The organism is Roseibium sp. RKSG952, assembly GCF_009711355.1.
This window is the reverse complement of the sequence record NZ_SMMF01000949.1, coordinates 79,731-97,970: the sequence shown is the minus strand read 5'-3', so window position 1 is coordinate 97,970 and position 18,240 is coordinate 79,731. Positions and strand designations below refer to the sequence as shown.

The window sequence follows — 18,240 nt, the reverse complement described above, 5'->3', positions numbered from 1 at the left end:
CCGAGGCCGCGCTCGCCAAAGCCGTATCGGAGGCGCTTACCTTTTCTGGCATTGAAGCCGGTGCATTGGATGTTGGTTTCTTCAATACAGACGAGCCAACGGCCGCAGCGCTGGCCAATGTCGGATTGCGTTTTGAGTTGCCTCAGCCAGAAGTGCGGCAAGTCTCAAGGCCCATTCCGGGAAGTGATCCGGAAAAGCCGCCAATCCTAAAATAGAGATTGCTAAAAAAGAAAAGGCCACGCGGAGTTAGTGCTCCGACGTGGTCCTTCCCTTGAAGCTATTTACTCGGCCGCAGGTTCCAGCTTGTCCTGCGTGCGTGTCTCGAAGTCGCTGGCGTCATGGCGTTCATGCAACTGCATGTGGGGTTCACCGAATGGACGGTTCACCATGCGACCACGCACAACAGCAGGCCGTTCGTCAATCGCCTTGGCCCAACGCATAACATTCTTGTAGGATTCTACGTCCAGGAACTCTGCTGCGTCATAGAGACGACCCAGAACAAGCTGACCATACCACGGCCAGATTGCCATGTCGGCGATGCTGTAGTCTTCGCCGGCGATGTAGGTCTTGGTTGCCAGTTCACGCTCTAGCACGTCCAGTTGACGTTTGGCTTCCATGGCAAAGCGGTTAATCGGATATTCCCATTTTTCCGGGGCGTAGGCGTAGAAATGACCGAAACCGCCACCCAGGTAAGGCGCGCTGCCCATCTGCCAGAACAACCAGTTCATAACCTCGGTGCGCTCGGTTCCTGATTTTGGCAAAAATTCACCGAATTTCTCGGCCAGATGGAACAGGATCGATGCACTTTCGAAAACACGGATGGGTTCATCGCCGGATCTGTCCCACAGGGCAGGGATCTTGGAATTCGGGTTCGCCTCGACAAAACCCGAGCTGAACTGGTCGCCCTCACCGATATTGATCAGCCAGGCATTGTACTCGGCACCTTCATGACCCAGTGCCAGTAGTTCCTCCAGCATCACAGTCACTTTGACACCATTGGGAGTCGCCAGCGAATAAAGTTGCATAGGATGTTTGCCGATTGGCAGATCCTTGTCGTGGGTCGCGCCGGCAATGGGCCGGTTGATATTTGCGAAGCGTCCACCGCTTTCGCTGTCCCAGGTCCAGACTTTCGGTGGTGTATAGGTCGCGTTCTCGCTCATCTCTTACCTTTCATGCCTTTGTCGGGCTGCGCACCCGGTGCAACAACAGCTAATGTTGCAAAAGTCAAAGTCCAAGCCCCGATGTTGCACTGGCTTTGTAACATTCCGCGACGATCTCCTCACGTTTCCTCGTTGGATGTCACACCGCCGCGAGCAGGACTACGAAGTGCATCAGAATCGCATATTGTCATGCCAGTCCCGCCACCACGGCGCCCGGAAACAGTTGAAATAAGAGGATTGACCACATGAAACGCTTTGCCCTGACCTTTGCCGCGGCTGTGACGCTGGCCGTTCCGGCATTTGCTGGCCCGCAATATGTTGACGGAACCGGATTTGCCGTCTCAGGTTACGACGTCGTCGCCTACCGCGATCTTGCTCAGGTGCCGGTCGGACAGTCGCAACCAGAAGCGGTGCGTGGTCAGTCGGATATTACTGCGGAATACAATGGGTCCACTTGGGCGTTCTCGACAGAGGAAAACCGCGACAAGTTCCTGGAGAACCCGGCCTATTACGCGCCGCAATATGATGGCCACTGCGCCTATGGCGTTTCAAAAGGCGGCAAGGTTCCGGCCAACCCGAACCTGTGGCGGATTGTCGATGATAAACTGTACCTGAACATCACTGATGTTGTGGTTGGCTTCTGGGAAGAAGACGTTCCGGGCAACATCAATCTGGCCGAAGGCAACTGGCCCGGTATCGAAACATCGGATGCCTCGACCAGCGTCATTCCAAAATTCACGTCCGAAGGCCCTGTGTCCAACTAAACCGACGGTTCAGTATCGAAAGCCCGGCTTAATCGGCCGGGCTCTTCACCCGATCATTGGTTAGCTTGCGATCCAGAACTCATCCCGCATCTGTTCGTCAGCTTCGAAACGAATTCTCACGCTTCGCGCGCCGGGGAATTTACTCTGACGGATCGAATCCGGAATAACCACTTCACCCGAGCCTGAACTCTTTGACTGAAACGCAAGGATTTCGGTTTCTTTCCGGCGACAGCTGGACAGAATAGATGTTGGCAAAGCAACCCTGTTTGAGCCTTCGCAGACAGGGGTCGCTACAAAAAATGTCAGATCGCGTCCGTAACATCCAATGGCATCCGGTACATGATCCGAAGCCCGCGCGTTGTCGCGAACGGAAGCAGTATCATTGCTTTGAACCATTCCATCTGGACGGTACGGAATGGCCAGATCAGGGTTTAGCAAGATATGGCAGGCCTCGATCTGGTCTTCATCCAGTTCGACAACACGTTTACGCAGCTTGGGCCGCCGCGGCTGCGCCGATCCCTGCCTTTCTTTGCTGGCGAAACCTTCTTTTCTTAAATAGTCATACGCCGCTTTAGCGTTGGAGAAATTGGAATAATCCCCATCGGTGTGATCCGGATGCGCGTGAAATGCGATACGACGCCATGCGTCACGAATTTCTTCTGCGTCCGCCGATTGGCCGAGGCCAAGAGCCTCGAGCGCATCTACCCGGGCCTGGATCCTGTTAACTGGCTCCATACTCAAAACACTCTTTAAACTACACGTGCCCAGTTTGAGGGCTAACGTTTTTTTGTCAAATTTCTCAAAGAATTGAGTTGTATTGGGCGAACAATAGGATGAGCCGCGTTAGATTGTTTTCGCACGGTAAGGGTGATGTACTGTTGCAAAACCTGATAAAAAAGAGCCGGACTGACGAAGCAGCCCGGCAGCACAGGGGTCCTTGTTTGAAATCAGGCGACGTTTTGCAGTTCAGCTTTCGGAACAATACCGAGTGCAAAACAGACATCTCGCGTTAACTCGGGCCGGTTCAGTGTATAGAAGTGCAGCTTGTCGACACCGCCTTCGATCAGGTCCGAGCACAATTCGGTGCAGATTGCAGTGGCCAGCAAATCTTCGCGACCATCACGCACTGCCTTTTCAAACGCTTGCTCCAACCAGGTCGGGATGTTGGCACCACAGCGTTGAGCAAACTTGCGTGCACCTTTCCAGTTCTCGATTGGCAGAATGCCCGGCACGATCGGCTTATCAATTCCGGCCTTTGCGCAGGCATCGCGGAAGCGGAAGAAGGTTTCGGCCTCGAAGAAAAACTGGGTCAGCGCTTCATCTGCACCGGCATCCAATTTGGCTTTCAGCCATTCGACATCAGCTGCCATGTCACCGGCTTCAGGATGTTTGTCAGGATACGCACCGACGCGGATGCTGAACATCTCGGTTTCGGCCAGCGCTTCGATCAGTTCGACCGAGCTGGTAAAGCCTTCGGGATGCGGTACGAACCGATCCTGACCCTTAGGTGGGTCACCCCGCAGCGCGACGATATCCTGAACGCCTGCACGTGCGAAGGTATCGGCAATCTCCAGCGTTTCCTGACGCGATGCATCAACACATGTCAGGTGCGCCGCAACGGGCAGGCCCGAAGATTTATGCAATGTGGCAACTGCATCCCGCGTCAATTCACGGGTCGTACCACCGGCACCGTAGGTGACCGAAACGAAACGAGGGTCAAGCGGCGCCAGAGTCTGGACGGTATCCCAAAGACGAAACGAGGCCTCCAGCGTTTGGGGCGGAAAAAACTCGAATGAAATTTCAGGCTTGGTCATCGGGCCCTCACAGGTTTTGTTCCCGGCCCTTGTGCCATGCGAAGCATTGTGAGACAAACTCATATTATTCAAGAACAACATGAGCTCAGTAAAATATGCATATCGAGTTCCGACATCTCCGCACGATCAAGGCCATTCACGAATGTGGTGGGTTGGCGCGTGCGGCGGATCAACTGAACATCACGCAGTCGGCGCTAAGCCACCAAATCAAAGGGCTCGAAGATCAGGCGGGGGTTGAGTTGTTCTTGCGGCGATCCAAGCCGATGAAGCTCTCAGCTGCGGGTCTGCGTTTGCTGCGTCTTGCCGAGCAAATATTGCCTCAGGTCGAGGCGATGCAGGATGAGTTCTCTTCGCTCCGCGACGGACGGACGGGCCGCATGCATATCGCTATTGAATGCCATGCGTGTTTTGAATGGCTGTTCCCGGTGCTTGAGGCGTTCCGGAAATCCTGGCCAGACGTAGACGTCGACATCCGACCGGGCCTGGCATTTGATGCGCTGCCAGCATTGCAGAAAGAAGAGGTGGATCTGGTTGTGTCCTCCGACCCCGAAAACCTGCCGGGTGTCGAATTTGTTGAATTGTTCGACTACAACGCTGTGTTTGTCGCGGCCTCGTCTCATCCGTTAGCCGACAAACACTATATCGAAGCCGAAGACTTTCGCGGGCAAACGCTGATCACATACCCGGTTGAACGGACGCGACTGGATGTTTTTAGTCAGTTGCTGATCCCGGCAAGGGTTGAACCGGCAACGATCCGGCAGGTTGAACTGACCGCTGTGATCCTGCTGCTGGTGGCGTCAAACCGGGGGATTTCAGTACTGCCCGACTGGGTTGTCCGAGAGGTTAAATACAACTCTGATTACGTCACACGTCCGCTGACCAAAGAGGGGATCACCCGTAGGCTATACGCTGCAGTACGCTCTGAAGACCTTGAAAAACCGTTCGTTCAGGAACTGGTTAAACTCGCAAGGGTCGAGGCGCGCAAGTTGCAGACCCAGTAGGTGTCTGTTACGGCGTCGGTTGCGGGGCTGATATGCACATCATGCCCCTTGGCAAGGTCGACTTGCCCCAGTATACGCGCGGTTTGACCGGACAGGAGCGTCAGAACAATGGTTGGCAGTGCAAATCTCAACATCATGATCAAGGCCGCGCGCAAAGCGGGGCGTTCTTTGGTCAAGGATTTTCGTGAGGTCGAAAACCTGCAGGTGTCGATGAAGGGCGCTGGTGACTTCGTATCGAAGGCTGACATCGCTGCCGAGGCGATCCTGAAAGAAGAATTGCTGGGCGCTCGCCCGACCTATGGCTGGCTGGCCGAAGAAGGCGGAGCGATTGACGGCGAAGACCCAACGCGCCGCTGGATTGTCGACCCTCTGGATGGCACCACCAATTTCCTGCACGGCCTGCCGCACTGGGCGATCTCGATTGCGCTGGAACACAAAGGCAAAATCGTTGCCGGTGTGATCTACGACGCTGCCAAGGATGAAATGTTCTTTGCCGAAAAAGGCGAGGGCGCGTGGATGAATGACACCCGCATCCGTGTTTCAGGTCGCCATCGGATGATTGAGTCGATCTTCTCTACAGGTTTGCCTTTTGGTGGTCGTTCTGACCTGCCTGCGACTTTGCAGGATCTGGCGCGCCTGATGCCAGCATGTGCAGGTGTTCGCCGCTGGGGCGCCGCTGCTCTGGACATGGCCTATGTCGCCGCCGGCCGCTACGAAGGTTTCTGGGAGCGTCGTCTGAACGCCTGGGATCTGGCTGCGGGCATCATCATCGTCAAGGAAGCAGGTGGCTTTGTTCAGGCTCTGAACCCTGAAGGCAGTGTGCTGGAAGATGGTGAAGTGATTTGCGCCAACGAGCCGATCTTTGACAGCTTTGCCAAGGTGATCCGCGGCTAACGCGAGACCTTTGACTCGAAGTTTTGAAAGCGCGCCCTGAAACAAGGCGCGCTTTTTTGTTGTCTAGAGAGTTGCGCGCTGGGCTAATCCGGCTTCATCCGCCAATCGGGCTGCGACCGACGCGACAGCCAGATCCTGCAACCCGACGCCGGTCCCATCGAACAAAGTGATCTCGGTGTCACTCGTCCGCCCGGAATGGTCGCCATTGATAACCGCACCAATCGGGGTGATCGCTTCGGCGGTAATCGAACCGTCTGCGGCGGCGTGTTGCGCCTCTCCAATCGTGACGGATTGCGCCACCTCGTCGGTGAACACTGAGGCAGCGGCAACCAGGGATGGATCCACTTCCATCTTTCCCTTGGTATCGGTGCCCATACAGGCCAGATGAGTGCCGGGCTTGATCCAGTCTTTCAACAACAGGGGTTCAAAGGCCGAGGTGATCGTGATGATCACATCCGCTTGCGCACCCAACTCCTGTTGACTGACTGCTTCGAATTCCAGCCCGATCTCATCAGCGACAGCCGCCAACCGAGGCAGCATGTCTGGGTGCGGGTTCCAGGCCACAACCTTTTCAAAATCGCGTTGCTCAGCAGCCGCGCGCAATTGGAAGGCAGATTGATGTCCGGCTCCGACCATGCCCAGTACCTTTGCATCCTTTCGGGCCAGATGAGCGATAGAAATGGCCGAGGACGCAGCAGTGCGCACTGCGGTCAGATAGTTTCCGCCAACCAACGCTGACAGTCGTCCAGTATCCGGGGCGAATAGGAACACCGTTGACTGGTGGTTGGTCAGACCGTGTTCCGCGTTTCCCGGCCAATACCCACCTGACTTCACGCCCAGAACCTGACCATCGCGGTCAAACCCGGATTTGAAACCGTAAAGCGCATCCACGTAGCCAAGTGCCTCACGGATAACGGGAAAGTTCCATGCGCCACCACGTGCCATCGCGGCGAATACGTCCTGAACGGCGTCAAAGGCCTGTTGCCGACCGACCAATTTTTCGCACAGCTCTTCACCGACGATCAGCAAGCCATCTGTTTGTGTTGTCATACCATCCCTCATTGTCAGTATGCCTTCCCGCGCGCAGACACGGGCCACAGGGTTTCGACCTTGCCGTTGCGGACACCAACATACCAATCATGCACATTGCACGTTGGATCACAGTGACCGGGCACCAGACGCAGCTTATCGTTGACTTTCAACACACCGTCCGGATCGCCGATCACCCCATGTTCATCCGAGCATTTCAGATACTCGACGTCGTCCCGCCCATAGATGAAGGGCAGGCCACTATCTACTGACTGTGCTTTGAGGCCGGCATCACAGATGGCCTTGTCGGCTTTGGCGTGGCTCATGACACTCGTCAGAATGAACAGGGCGTTTTCCCATTCCCCCTGATCGATCCGCTTGCCGTCCTTATCAAGAATGCGACCATAATCAGCATCCATGAAGGCGTAAGAACCGCACTGCAATTCGTTGTAAACGCCAGAGTTGCTTTCGAAATAGTAGGAACCGGTTCCGCCGCCGGAAACCAGTTCACATTCGATACCCTCAGCTTTCAGCCCATCCACAGCGTCCTTGACCATGGCGATTGCGGTATCGAGTTTCTCTTGCCGCGCCTCATAGGTATCCAGATGCTGCATCGCACCTTGATAGGCCTGAATGCCGGTGAATTTCAGGTTGGGCGCAGCTTGCACAGCTTTGGCGATAGCAACGACGTCCGAAGTATTGGTTACGCCGCAACGACCCGCCCCACAGTCGATTTCTACAAACACTTCCAACTCGGTGCCGTGCCTTTCAGCAGCCGCAGACAGATCGGCCACGTTGTCGATGTCATCGACACAGACAATGGTGCGTGCACCAAGTTTGGGCAGTTGGGCCAGTCGATCGATTTTGACAGGATCGCGAACCTGATTTGAAACCAGAATATCCTTGATGCCACCGCGCGCGAACACTTCAGCCTCCGACACCTTCTGGCAGCACACGCCAACGGCATCGCCCAGCTTTTCCTGCAGTTTTGCGACATCCACTGACTTGTGCATTTTCCCATGCACGCGGTGACGCATCCCGTGGGCCTTGGCATAATCGCCCATCTTTTTGATGTTCCGCTCCAGCGCGTCCAGATCAAGGATCAGGCAAGGCGTTTGAATTTCGGTTTCATCCATGCCAATCGCGGCAGGGATGTCATAGCCAACTTCGAGTTGATCGATATTCATGGGTTTGTTCATCCTGTTTCTCCTTACCCTTTGAGCCAGGGCAGCTTGTCCAGATCCACGTTGCCGCCGGTGATGATCACCCCGACGCGCTTGCCCCGGAACACGTCGGGGTTCTTGAGAATTGTTGCCAATGGCACGGCAGATGATGGCTCCATCACCACGCGCAAGTATTTCCAGGTCAGTTTCATCGCTTCGACGATGTCATCCTCGGACGCCGTGAAAATGTCGGTCACGTGGAGCGATACGAAGTGCCAGGTGTTTTCTTTGAGAGGCACCAGCAATCCGTCAGCTACCGTCTTGGGTGCGTCGTCAGCGATAATGTGTCCCGCTTTGAACGACCGGTAAGCGTCGTCAGCCTGCTCTGGTTCTGCCGCATAAATCGCTGTCTCAGAAGACAGGTTCGACACGGTAAGACAGGTACCTGAAACCATGCCGCCACCGCCGATCGGCGCGATCACGGCATCTATACCATTGGTCTGTTCAAGTAGTTCCGCTGAACAGGTCGCCTGTCCCGTGATGACGCGCAAGTCATTATACGGATGCACAAATTCGCCACCTGTGTGGGCCTGAACTTCGGCAAAGGTTGACTCACGCGAAGACGTGGAAGGTTCGCATTCGGTGATTGTGCCGCCAAACCGGCGAACAGCATCTTTCTTTGCTTGTGGTGCCGTACGTGGCATCACCACATTGCAGGGGATACCGCGACGCCCCGCCGCGTAAGACAGTGAGAGCGCGTGGTTGCCGCTGGAATGCGTGCAGACGCCCTTGGTAGCCATCTCATCACTCAGACCAAACACGGCATTGCTGGCCCCGCGAACTTTGAAAGCGCCAGCCTCCTGAAAATTCTCACATTTGAAGAACAATTGTGCACCGGTCAGGTCGTTCAGATAGTCTGACGTCATTACAGGAGTGCGTCGGATATGAGGTCTGATGCGTTCATGCGCTGCGCGCACATCGTCGATCGTCAGATCGGACGCTGCGATTTGATCTAACATGTGGGGCCTCCTCACGCCGCAGCCTTGGCGGGATTTGCGCCAGTGTTGCGGTAGTATTCCTGGGCCGCAGCCACGCCGCTGCCGAGTTTGATAGGATAATTCAGGTCGGCCATCGCCATTTCGACAGTCGCCAGACCGGACAGCACCATGACATCCGTCAGGCTTCCCAAATGGCCGATGCGGAAGGCCTTGCCGTTCAGCTGACCAAGCCCGATACCGAACGAGACACCATATGCGTTAAAGGCGTGATCGGTCAGGGCGTTGCTGTCAAAACCCTCGGGAACATAAATGGCGCTGACTGTATCCGAGTAGAGTTCGGAGGATTGGGCAACCAGCTTCAGCCCCCAGGCATCGGTTGCGCGGCGAACACCTTCGGCTAGTCGGAAGTGGCGTGCGTAGACATTCTCAAGCCCCTCTTCGAACAGCATCTTAAGACTTTCACGCATGCCGTAGATCAATTGCAGAGGAGGGGTATAGGGAAACCCGCCTGAGGCATTGGCCGCCATCATATCGCGGAAATCAAAGAAGGTCCGTGGCAGCTTGGCTGTTTCCATGGCCGCAATTGCCTTGGGGCTGACGCAGAGAATTGCCATTCCAGTCGCCAGCATGAACCCCTTCTGCGAACCAGAGACGGCGATATCGACACCCCAGCGATCAAACTCGAACGGCATTGAGGCCAGAGAGCTTACACAATCCACAAACAACATGGCGGGATGCGAGGCCGCATCCATGCCTCGGCGTACTGCGCCGATATCCGACCGTACGCCTGTGGCGGTCTCGTTGTGTGTAACCAGCACAGCTTTGATGTGATGCGCAGTATCCGCAGCCAGGATCGCCTGAAAGCGGTCTGCAGGCGCACCTTCACCCCATGGGCATTCGACGATCTGAACGTCTAGCCCATGCCGTTGGCACAAATCGATCCAGCGATGGCTGAACACGCCGTAGCGCGCGACAAGGACCTTGTCGCCGGGGCTGAGCGTATTTGTAACCGCAGCCTCCCATCCGCCGGTGCCACTGGCTGGAAAGGTTACGATCTGTCCTGGTACAGTGCCAAAGACCTTTTTGGTGTCCTCGAGAACGGGCGCGAATGTGTCCACGAAATCGGGTGCACGGTGGTCCTGCGTCTGTACTTGCATGGCAAGCCGCAGGCGATCTGGAATGTTGGTCGGGCCGGGAATAAAGACCGGGTTCTGGTTTGACATCACTCTGTCCTCCACTTTGGAAACAAGTGTCGCCGGACTCCTCATTAGGTGCAATTTTCTTGAAAAATATTTTCATTTATGGAATTAAATTAGCAATAAGCTGAAATTAAAAGGTTTTCAGTTTCTCATTTTCATATTCTGAAAATCGCAATCCACGGCCAGGTTTTTTAGTTGGGCCGTCAAAGAAGCCAAAGGATCGGTATGGAGACTCAGAAGCGACCACGCGGCAGGCCCAAATCGTTGTTCAAGGAAAGCTCGGCCGGAACCATGCAGTCACTGGACAGGGCGCTAGGTGTTTTGACATCGGTGGCGCGGTTCGAGCGTGCTTCGCTCAGCGATCTTGCCCGTGAAATCGGGGTGCCCACAGCCACCACTCATCGCATTCTGACAACGCTTCAGAAACATGGGTATGTCACTTTTGACGACGAACGACAGGAATGGATGATCGGGATCGAAGCCTACCGTACCGGCGCATCCTTCTTGCGACGGAACAGCGTTCTTGAGATAGGGCGTCCGATACTCAGGCGGCTGATGCAGGACAGCGGAGAAACTGCCAATCTGGCTGTTCCGGATGGCAGAGAAGTTGTGTTTGTCGGTCAGGTCGAAACCTCAAACCCGATCCGCGCTTTTTTCCCGCCCGGCGCGCGGACACCGATGTATGCGTCAGGAACTGGCAAAGCCATTTTGGCGGCAATGAAAGAGGCTGCTCTTGGCAAACTGTTGAAGTCTGCGGACCTGACGAAGTTCACGGATAGCACGTTGGCATCCGAAGAAATGCTGCTCAGGGACCTGTCTGAGACCCGGGCGCGCGGCTGGTCGCATGACCGGGAAGAACGCTATGAGGGAATGTCCTGCATTGGTGCCGCAATCTACAACGACAAAGGCGAACCCTGCGCGGGTATCTCTGTATCAGGTCCAACCGTCAGGTTTGATGATGTGCGCGCGACCGATCTGGCCGAACTGGTCGTTCAGGCTGCGCAGGAGATCACCTATCTGAGCGGTGGGCAGGGTCCCGATCAATCTGATCTGTCTGACGGGTGATTAACGCCATCGTTCCAGGGGATCGTTCCATGCGTTCTGGGGTTTCCACCTTCGACACAGCCAAGGTTCACTCCGCACTCGTCAGGGTCTGATCGTCTCTGATGGTAGACGTAGATGCCGCATGTTTTGCAGAAGTAGTGTTTGGCGGTCTGAGTACCCCAGGTGTAAAGGCTCAGATTATCCGACCCCTTGAGGACACGCAGACTTTCGGTTGTGGCCGTGACTGCTGCGGCCCCGCGGCGAATGCAGAACGAACAATCGCATCGCGCAGCCGAAGCCAGGCCTTGAGGAAACTCGGCTTCGATCTCGGCGGCACCACAATGGCAGGAGGCGGTCATTCTGGTCATTTTCGCGGAACCTTTGGAATGCGGGATTGGGTCAGTTTGTACTTATGTTCGGGGTGCGGCGGGTGACCATGGGTGCGATCCCAGAAATCAATTCCACCACGCCTCAGCCAAAGCGGGATACACAGGACCAGCCCGACGGCAAATCCTCCGGTATGCGCCCAGTAGGCGACGCCACCTTCATCCGGATTGCTTGCAAGGCTACCCAGAAACTGCATTGCAAGCCACAGCCCAAGCATGATGAATGCCGGGATCGTAAAGACCCGGAAGTAGACGATCAGGATCAGCAGGATATCGACGCGCGCCTTCGGGAACAGCAGCAAATAACCCCCCATAACCCCTGCGATCGCACCCGAAGCACCAATGGTGGGCACGACCGAATCTGGTGCCGTGACTACATGGATCAGCCCAGCGCCAATCCCCGCTGTCAGATAGAATAGCAGAAAGGGCAGGTGCCCCATCTCATCTTCCAGATTGTCGCCGAAAATCCATAAAAACAGCATGTTTCCAGCCAGATGCATCCAGCCGCCGTGCAGGAACATCGATGTCAGCAGGGTTTCAAATGCAACTCCATCCGATATCCGTGCCGGTATGATCGCATAGTCGAAATAGAACCGATTAAGCAGCCGGGCGTCGTCCATGATTCCGAGATAGCTGAAAAAGATCAGGATGTTTGCCGCCATCAACGCATAGACAACAAAAGGTGTTCGACCCGAGGGGTTATGATCGCGAATTGGAAACATGGCGCGACGCTGGGCCTTTCGCAGCCCAGCGTCAAGTCAAGCTTATGCCGCACCACCCAAAAGTGCCGCATTGCCACCGGCAGCGGTTGTGTCGACGCAGACATGGCGCTCGGCCAGCACACGCGCACGATCCGGCATACCCGGAATCAACGGCAAAATCGGACCATCACGACGCGACAGATGCCGTTCAATTTCTCGTCCGGTCGTTTCGTCGCCCCACCACATGACGCCAGAGAAATCCGTCAGGTTTTCCAGACGGTGCAGATCGAGCGCACCGGTAGCGCGGATTGCTGATCCACCGAGGGCCTTGACCGCGTCGGCCTGAGCTTGCGCGGCATCGGGACCCGGACCCAGACAAAGCACCGGGGGACGAGGGTATTCACTCAACCGGTTAGATTCGCCGGTAGGGCCGGGCAAGGACTGGGTTGTGATCCCTGCAGGTTGGCCTTCGGGCTCTGGAAGGTCAGCACTATCTGTCCAATCCTCGCTCACAACCTGCCGGTTAGGAGCGCAGAAGCGCGCCATATAGTTGGGCCCGCCGGCCTTGGGGCCTGTACCGGACAACCCTTCACCGCCAAAAGGCTGCGAGCCTACGATTGCGCCGATCTGATTGCGATTCACATAGATATTGCCTGCATGGATGGCTTCGGTCACATGCTGCACCCGATCATCGATCCGCGTGTGCAGGCCGAATGTCAGGCCATAGTCCGTAGCGTTGATATCGCCGATCACTTTGTCGATATCCTGTGCTTTGAAACGGGCGACATGCAGCACAGGGCCAAAGATTTCACGTTCTAGCGCAGCGATTCCGGAAACTTCTATCAATGCTGGGGCAATGAATGTGCCTTCGGGTGGCGTCGAGAGTTCTTTCAGCACACGCCCTTCGGCACGCGCTTTGGCCACGTGATCGGCGATACCTTGCAATGCTGTCTGATCAATCACCGGTCCACAATCGGTCGAAATCAGCCATGGATCCCCTACGCTAAGCGCGTCCATCGCACCTTGCAGCATGGTCAGGACATCATCAGCGATATCTTCCTGCAGATACAGGCACCGCAGTGCGGAACAGCGTTGGCCCGCCGATTGGAATGCGCTTTCGATTATGGATTGCACGGCTTGTTCGGGCAGGGCGGTGCTGTCGACGATCATTGCGTTGAGACCACCGGTCTCGGCAATCAACGGTGTGCCCGGCCGCAAGTTCTCGGCCATCGCTGAACGGATTTTCAGCGCTGTCGCTGTTGATCCGGTGAATGCAACACCTGAGACACGTGAATCCGAAGTCAACGCCGCGCCAACTGCCGGTCCTCCGGGCAGCAATTGCAGTGCATCTCGAGGGACACCTGCTTCATGCATCAGTTGCACAGCACGGTGTCCGATCAGCGGAGTTTGCGGGGCGGGTTTTGCCAGTACGGCATTGCCGGTCGCAAGGGCCGCAGAAATTTGACCGGTGAAAATCGCGAGGGGAAAGTTCCAGGGACTGATGCAGGTGAAAATACCTGATGGTTTGGCACCCGGGATGTTTGCCGCGTAGTAGCGCAGAAAATCAACCGCTTCACGCAACTCAGCAATCGCGTCGGGCAGCGACTTTCCGGCTTCGCGCGAAAGCAGTGCGAACAGCTCTCCAAAGTTCTCTTCGTACAGATCAGCAGCTGCGTTCAGGATACGCTTGCGGTCAGCAGCCGGTGCCTGCCAGGGTGAGGCCGAGGCCAGCGCCAGTTCAACATCCTCGGCACTGGCGGGCGCTACTGCACCGGGCCTATCCTGTGGATGGGCCGGGTTTATCACGGCCTGATCCGCTTCTGGCTGTGCGTTGTCCGACAGCAATGGCTGTGCGTACCAATGATGTGCTCTGAATCGGTCCCGCGCTGCATCAATCATGTCCAGTGTTGGCGTGTGCTGAAGGTCAAAGCCTTTGGAATTCACACGTTCAGGTTCAAACAATTCCGGTCCGGTCGGTAACGGTTTGGCGGGTTCGGCAATGGCCTCAAACGGGTCGGATGCAACTTCTACAGGAGGAACATTTTCGTCGACGATCTGATTTACGAATGAGGAGTTCGCCCCGTTCTCAAGCAGGCGGCGCACCAGATAGGCCAACAGATCACGATGCGCGCCTACCGGAGCATAAATTCGGCAACGCGTATTTTGCTTGTCCTTCACGATCTGATGCAACGTCTCGCCCATGCCATGCAGTCGCTGGAACTCAAACGGTTGGTTGTCAGCCATATGAAGGATCGCGCTGACGGTATGTGCGTTATGAGTGGCGAACTGCGGATAAATCCGATCCGTCATACCCAGCAAATTGCGTGCATTGGCGATATAGGAAACATCGGTGGCGGCTTTTTGAGTGAAAACCGGAAAGCCAGCCACCCCTTCGACCTGAGCACGCTTGATTTCGGTATCCCAATAGGCCCCTTTGACCAAGCGCACCATCAGCTTGCGGTCATGCTTTTCAGCCATTTGGTAGAGCGTATCCAATACCAGATCTGCGCGCGGGCCATAGGCCTGCACAACGATGCCGAACCCGTCCCATCCGGCAAGTGCGGGCTCTGACATCACGGCTTCGATCACCTGCAAAGACAGAGACAGGCGATCCGCTTCTTCTGCATCCACGTTCAGCCCCATACCAGCTGCCTTGGCCAGCAGGGCCAGAGCACGCAGGCGGGGGACAAGCTCCTCCATCACCCGATTTTCCTGGGCTAGTTCATAGCGCGGATGCAACGCGGACAGCTTGACGGAAATGCCGGGGTTGGCGCGGATATCATCATGCGTGCAGGCCTCGGCGATCGCAGCGATTGCCCGCGAGTAAGACAGATGATAGCGCGCCGCATCCGCCTCGGTACGCGCTGCTTCGCCCAACATGTCGTAGGAGTAGGTGTAGCCTTTTGCTTCCATACCACTGGCACGGTCCATGGCGGATTGAATGGTCTCTCCCAGTACGAACTGGCGACCCATTTCCTTCATTGCTCGACCGACGGCAGTTCGGATCACCGGTTCGCCCAGTCGTTTGATTGCGCCACGCAATGCGCTGACGGGTGAGGTTTTTCCTTCATCCAGTACCTTGCCGGTCAGCATCAGGGCCCATGTTGAGGCATTCACAAGGGAAGATGACGAATGCCCAAGATGCTTGCCCCAATCTGAAGGGGCGATCTTATCTTCGATCAGCGCATCGATGGTGTCCGCATCCGGAACGCGCAACAACGCCTCAGCCAGACACATCAGTGCGACACCTTCGTCGGTTGATAACCCGTACTCAGCCAGAAAGACCTCCATCAACCCCGGAGAGGTGCTGGATCGAATATCCCGGACCAACTGCGCCGCTGCATCACTGATGGTGTGACGATCCGCTTGGCTGAGAGCGGCTTGAGAAACAAGGTTCTCCAGTACAGCAGACTGGTCCGCATAAGTATGGCTGTCGATATGAGTACGTAGGCTGTGAGACATGTGTCCTCCGGTCTTTTGTCGAGTATACATGCGATTTCCCAGGACAATGGCCTGAAGTGTGATAATTAATGGGCTAAATGCCTTAAAAAATGAGAGGAATCGATCCAAATGGGCTTTCCGGATCTTGATCGTTTCGATCAGGCGATATTGTCGATTCTGTCTGAGGATGGACGGATTTCTGTGGCAGACCTTGCCCGGCAGATCGGGCTTTCAAAGTCTCCGACGCAGGCGCGCCTTAAGCGGCTTGAGGCCGAAGGCATCATCACCGGCTATCGCGCCTTGCTCGATCCGATCCGGCTGGGGCTGGATCATGTCGCCTTTGTCGAGGTGCGTTTGACGGACACGCGCGAAAAAGCACTGGCTGAATTCAATGCTGCCGTTCGCCGGATCGCCGAGATTGAACAGGCGCATATGATCGCTTCGAATTTCGACTACCTTCTTAAGGTGAGGACAGGATCGATGTCAGAGTATCGCGCTGTTCTGGCCGAAAAGATTTCGTCCTTGCCGCATGTAGCGAATACCTCAACCTTCGTTGCTATGGAGGCGGTGAAGGAGGTGGGATTGCCGGGACCAGTCGGCACCTGAAGTTGACGGAATGCATAATCGCGCCATCATTGGAGAATGTTCAGATTTGCAGCCATCCTTTCCGCAGCAATCGCGGTTACCAATCCTCTGAGTGCCCAGACCTGTCCTGAAGCCGCTGACCACGTAGCCGAAGTGGATGCATTGGTTGCTCAGATCCAGAAGGCCGAGACTGAACAGGAAGCACGCGCAATCTCAAATCAAATGTGGGAGTTGTGGACGGACGCCCCCGGAGAGCAAGCCCAAGCGCTTCTGGATCGGGGGATGCGCAGACGCGAAGCATGGGATTTGCTTGGTGCGTTGGAAACATTCAACACGCTTGTCGAGTTTTGCCCTGCATATGCGGAGGGTTACAATCAACGAGCCTTTGTAAACTTCCTGAGGCAGAATTTCAGCGCTGCATTGGTCGATTTGGATGCTGCGATTGCCTTGTCGCCAAATCACGTGGCAGCGCTGAGCGGTCGAGCCCTGACCTTGCTTGGCTTGGGGCGCACCGAGGAAGCGAGAGAAGCTTTAACCGAAGCGTTGGTCCTCAATCCATGGCTTCCAGAGCGGCATTTGTTAGCGCCGGGTGGATTACTGGCCCCACCAGGGGAAGATATCTAGCAAGCCGGGTTTTAGAAACGCCTCCGGAACATGATCCCGGAGGCGTAGTTTTTTAGCAGTCTGGTTAGCCCACCAAACCGTTATCGGCTCGCTTGATCGCAATCACCGACGAACGCGGTGTCCCACCATCCGGCCAGTTGCTGCCCGGATGTTGAATGCCAACAAACATGGTGCGCAGGTCGCTGGACCACGCCAGACCGGTGACTTCACAACCGGTTGGTCCCGTCATGAAGCGCGCGATCTCACCAGTGACCGGATCGCCAACCAGCATCTGGTTGTTGCCGTTACCCGCGAAATCTTCCTCGTTGTCGTCATTGCCGTCCGTCTGGATCCAGATCAGGCCGGTCGAGTCGATAACCATGCCGTCGGGCGAATTGAACAGGTTGCCCTCATTCACGTTGTCAGATCCGGCACGATCGTCGGAATGCACGGTCGGGTTACCAGCCATCACGTACAGATCCCAATCGAACGCTTCGGTCGCATGGTCATCATTCGCCGGACGCCAGCGTACAATCTGCCCGTATTTGTTTGCCTCACGCGGGTTTGGTCCGTTGACCGATGTGTCATCACCGCCAGCGTTCGGCTTCACGCCACGGTTCTTGTTGTTGGTGAGGCAGCAATAGGCTTCAACTGCAACCGGGCTGGACGCCACCCATTCGGGGCGATCCATGGTAGTGCCGCCAGCTTTGGACGCGGCCATACGGGTGAAGATCGCAATCTCAGCGTCGTCCATGCCAGTGGTTTCCGGCGTCAGTGCCAGCCATTCACCGGTTGCGTCATCGTTGAACTTTGCAACATAGAGCGTGCCGTCATTCAGCAGGCTCTCGGTCTCGCTACCCGGCTGGTAGGTGCCGTTCGAGACAAACTTGTACAGATACTCACCACGTTCATCATCGCCCATGTAGACAACTACACGGCCATCAGCAGCCAACGTTACTTCAGCGTTTTCGTGCTTGAAACGCCCCAGACCAGTGTGCTTGACCGGTGTGCTGTCCGGCTTGGTCGGGTCGATCTCAACGATCCAACCTGCGCGGTGTGGTTCATTCGGGTTTTTCGACGTGTCAAACCGCGGATCGAACAGCTCATACCCGTTCCAGCTTTCGGCCTTGACGCCATAGCGCTTGAACCCGTCTGCAACCTTCTGGTCGTAGGTCGCGTTTTCGTCGCTGGAGCCGAAGTAACCGTTAAAGTTCTCCTCGCAGGTCAGGTAGGTACCCCAAGGCGTTTTGCCCGCGCCACAGTTGTTCAGGGTACCCAGTGAGGATGTGCCGGTTGGATCGGCTTCGGTTTTCAGCAGGTCGTGACCGGCGGCAGGGCCAACGATCTTCATTGGGGTGTTGTGGTGGATACGACGGTTGAAGGGGCTGTCTTTGACGACCGACCAGCCATCGGGACCTTCAGTGATTTCCATCACGGTCACGCCCTGAATGTTCTGAA

The 18,240-nt window shown here is 56.0% G+C and carries 18 protein-coding genes; 7 read left to right on the top strand and 11 right to left on the bottom strand.

What is annotated here, in order from left to right; translation table 11 throughout:
- On the top strand, positions 1 to 215 hold a 215-nt coding region (locus E1297_RS49945), incomplete at its 5' end, for a hypothetical protein (protein WP_209016141.1).
- 66 nt (positions 216 to 281) lie between these two features.
- Here the strand turns inward: E1297_RS49945 and yghU are convergent.
- Positions 282 to 1,160, bottom strand: a complete 879-nt coding sequence (gene yghU / locus E1297_RS32645) for a glutathione-dependent disulfide-bond oxidoreductase (RefSeq protein ID WP_155145446.1) — start codon at positions 1,158 to 1,160, stop codon at positions 282 to 284.
- A gap of 245 nt (positions 1,161 to 1,405) precedes the next feature.
- On the opposite strand from yghU, the gene E1297_RS32640 reads away from it, so the two are divergent.
- Complete coding sequence (locus E1297_RS32640) at positions 1,406 to 1,924, top strand: YHS domain-containing (seleno)protein (RefSeq protein ID WP_155145444.1); 519 nt, start codon at positions 1,406 to 1,408, stop codon at positions 1,922 to 1,924.
- Between the two features lie 60 nt (positions 1,925 to 1,984).
- Here the strand turns inward: E1297_RS32640 and E1297_RS32635 are convergent, their stop codons facing one another.
- Together E1297_RS32635 and metF are read right to left on the bottom strand one after the other, a co-directional pair.
- Complete coding sequence (locus tag E1297_RS32635) at positions 1,985 to 2,659, bottom strand: DnaJ domain-containing protein (RefSeq protein ID WP_155145442.1); 675 nt, start codon at positions 2,657 to 2,659, stop codon at positions 1,985 to 1,987.
- A gap of 212 nt (positions 2,660 to 2,871) precedes the next feature.
- On the bottom strand, positions 2,872 to 3,738 hold the full coding sequence (gene metF / locus E1297_RS32630; RefSeq protein ID WP_155145440.1) for a methylenetetrahydrofolate reductase [NAD(P)H]: 867 nt from the start codon (positions 3,736 to 3,738) through the stop codon (positions 2,872 to 2,874).
- A gap of 95 nt (positions 3,739 to 3,833) precedes the next feature.
- Between metF and E1297_RS32625 the strand changes: the two genes are divergently transcribed.
- Together E1297_RS32625 and E1297_RS32620 are read left to right on the top strand one after the other, a co-directional pair.
- Positions 3,834 to 4,739, top strand: coding sequence for a LysR family transcriptional regulator (locus E1297_RS32625; RefSeq protein ID WP_155145439.1), 906 nt, complete (start codon positions 3,834 to 3,836; stop codon positions 4,737 to 4,739).
- A gap of 108 nt (positions 4,740 to 4,847) precedes the next feature.
- On the top strand, positions 4,848 to 5,633 hold the full coding sequence (locus E1297_RS32620) for an inositol monophosphatase family protein (RefSeq protein WP_155145437.1): 786 nt from the start codon (positions 4,848 to 4,850) through the stop codon (positions 5,631 to 5,633).
- A 63-nt stretch (positions 5,634 to 5,696) separates the two neighbouring features.
- Here the strand turns inward: E1297_RS32620 and bhcD are convergent, their stop codons facing one another.
- From bhcD to bhcA, 4 genes are read right to left on the bottom strand one after another with little or no spacing between them, the layout of a single operon-like run.
- Positions 5,697 to 6,662: an iminosuccinate reductase BhcD gene (gene bhcD / locus E1297_RS32615; RefSeq protein ID WP_244327972.1), complete on the bottom strand. Its 966-nt coding sequence runs from the start codon at positions 6,660 to 6,662 to the stop codon at positions 5,697 to 5,699.
- A gap of 35 nt (positions 6,663 to 6,697) precedes the next feature.
- Positions 6,698 to 7,861, bottom strand: coding sequence for a 3-hydroxy-D-aspartate aldolase BhcC (bhcC, locus tag E1297_RS32610; protein ID WP_155145433.1), 1,164 nt, complete (start codon positions 7,859 to 7,861; stop codon positions 6,698 to 6,700).
- 11 nt (positions 7,862 to 7,872) lie between these two features.
- Complete coding sequence (bhcB, locus tag E1297_RS32605) at positions 7,873 to 8,844, bottom strand: beta-hydroxyaspartate dehydratase BhcB (protein ID WP_155145431.1); 972 nt, start codon at positions 8,842 to 8,844, stop codon at positions 7,873 to 7,875.
- An 11-nt stretch (positions 8,845 to 8,855) separates the two neighbouring features.
- Entirely contained in the window at positions 8,856 to 10,046 is a 1,191-nt protein-coding gene (gene bhcA, locus E1297_RS32600; RefSeq protein WP_155145429.1) for an L-aspartate--glyoxylate aminotransferase BhcA, read from the bottom strand.
- A gap of 267 nt (positions 10,047 to 10,313) precedes the next feature.
- On the opposite strand from bhcA, the gene E1297_RS32595 reads away from it, so the two are divergent.
- Complete coding sequence (locus E1297_RS32595) at positions 10,314 to 11,087, top strand: IclR family transcriptional regulator (protein WP_209016139.1); 774 nt, start codon at positions 10,314 to 10,316, stop codon at positions 11,085 to 11,087.
- On the opposite strand, the gene E1297_RS32590 is transcribed toward E1297_RS32595, so the two are convergent.
- The 3 genes from E1297_RS32590 to putA are packed head-to-tail and all read right to left on the bottom strand — an operon-like array spanning position 11,063 to position 15,615.
- The gene (locus tag E1297_RS32590; protein WP_155145425.1) at positions 11,063 to 11,434 is read right to left on the bottom strand and encodes a GFA family protein; all 372 of its coding nucleotides are present in this window, start codon (positions 11,432 to 11,434) and stop codon (positions 11,063 to 11,065) included. The genes E1297_RS32595 and E1297_RS32590 overlap by 25 nt on opposite strands.
- Positions 11,431 to 12,174: a rhomboid family intramembrane serine protease gene (locus E1297_RS32585; RefSeq protein ID WP_155145424.1), complete on the bottom strand. Its 744-nt coding sequence runs from the start codon at positions 12,172 to 12,174 to the stop codon at positions 11,431 to 11,433. Before E1297_RS32585 ends, E1297_RS32590 begins: the two co-directional genes overlap by 4 nt.
- Before the next feature lie 42 nt (positions 12,175 to 12,216).
- A complete protein-coding gene (putA, locus tag E1297_RS32580; RefSeq protein WP_155145422.1) occupies positions 12,217 to 15,615 on the bottom strand; it encodes a bifunctional proline dehydrogenase/L-glutamate gamma-semialdehyde dehydrogenase PutA in 3,399 nt (1,132 codons plus the stop codon).
- Between the two features lie 108 nt (positions 15,616 to 15,723).
- On the opposite strand from putA, the gene E1297_RS32575 reads away from it, so the two are divergent.
- Positions 15,724 to 16,200 (top strand): Lrp/AsnC family transcriptional regulator, encoded by a 477-nt coding sequence (locus E1297_RS32575; protein WP_155145420.1) that lies wholly within the window; start codon positions 15,724 to 15,726, stop codon positions 16,198 to 16,200.
- A 36-nt stretch (positions 16,201 to 16,236) separates the two neighbouring features.
- Positions 16,237 to 16,803, top strand: coding sequence for a tetratricopeptide repeat protein (locus tag E1297_RS32570; RefSeq protein ID WP_155145417.1), 567 nt, complete (start codon positions 16,237 to 16,239; stop codon positions 16,801 to 16,803).
- Between the two features lie 64 nt (positions 16,804 to 16,867).
- Here E1297_RS32570 and E1297_RS32565 read toward each other — a convergent pair.
- Positions 16,868 to 18,240: PhoX family phosphatase (locus E1297_RS32565; protein ID WP_155145522.1), on the bottom strand; the 1,373-nt coding region annotated here is incomplete at its 5' end.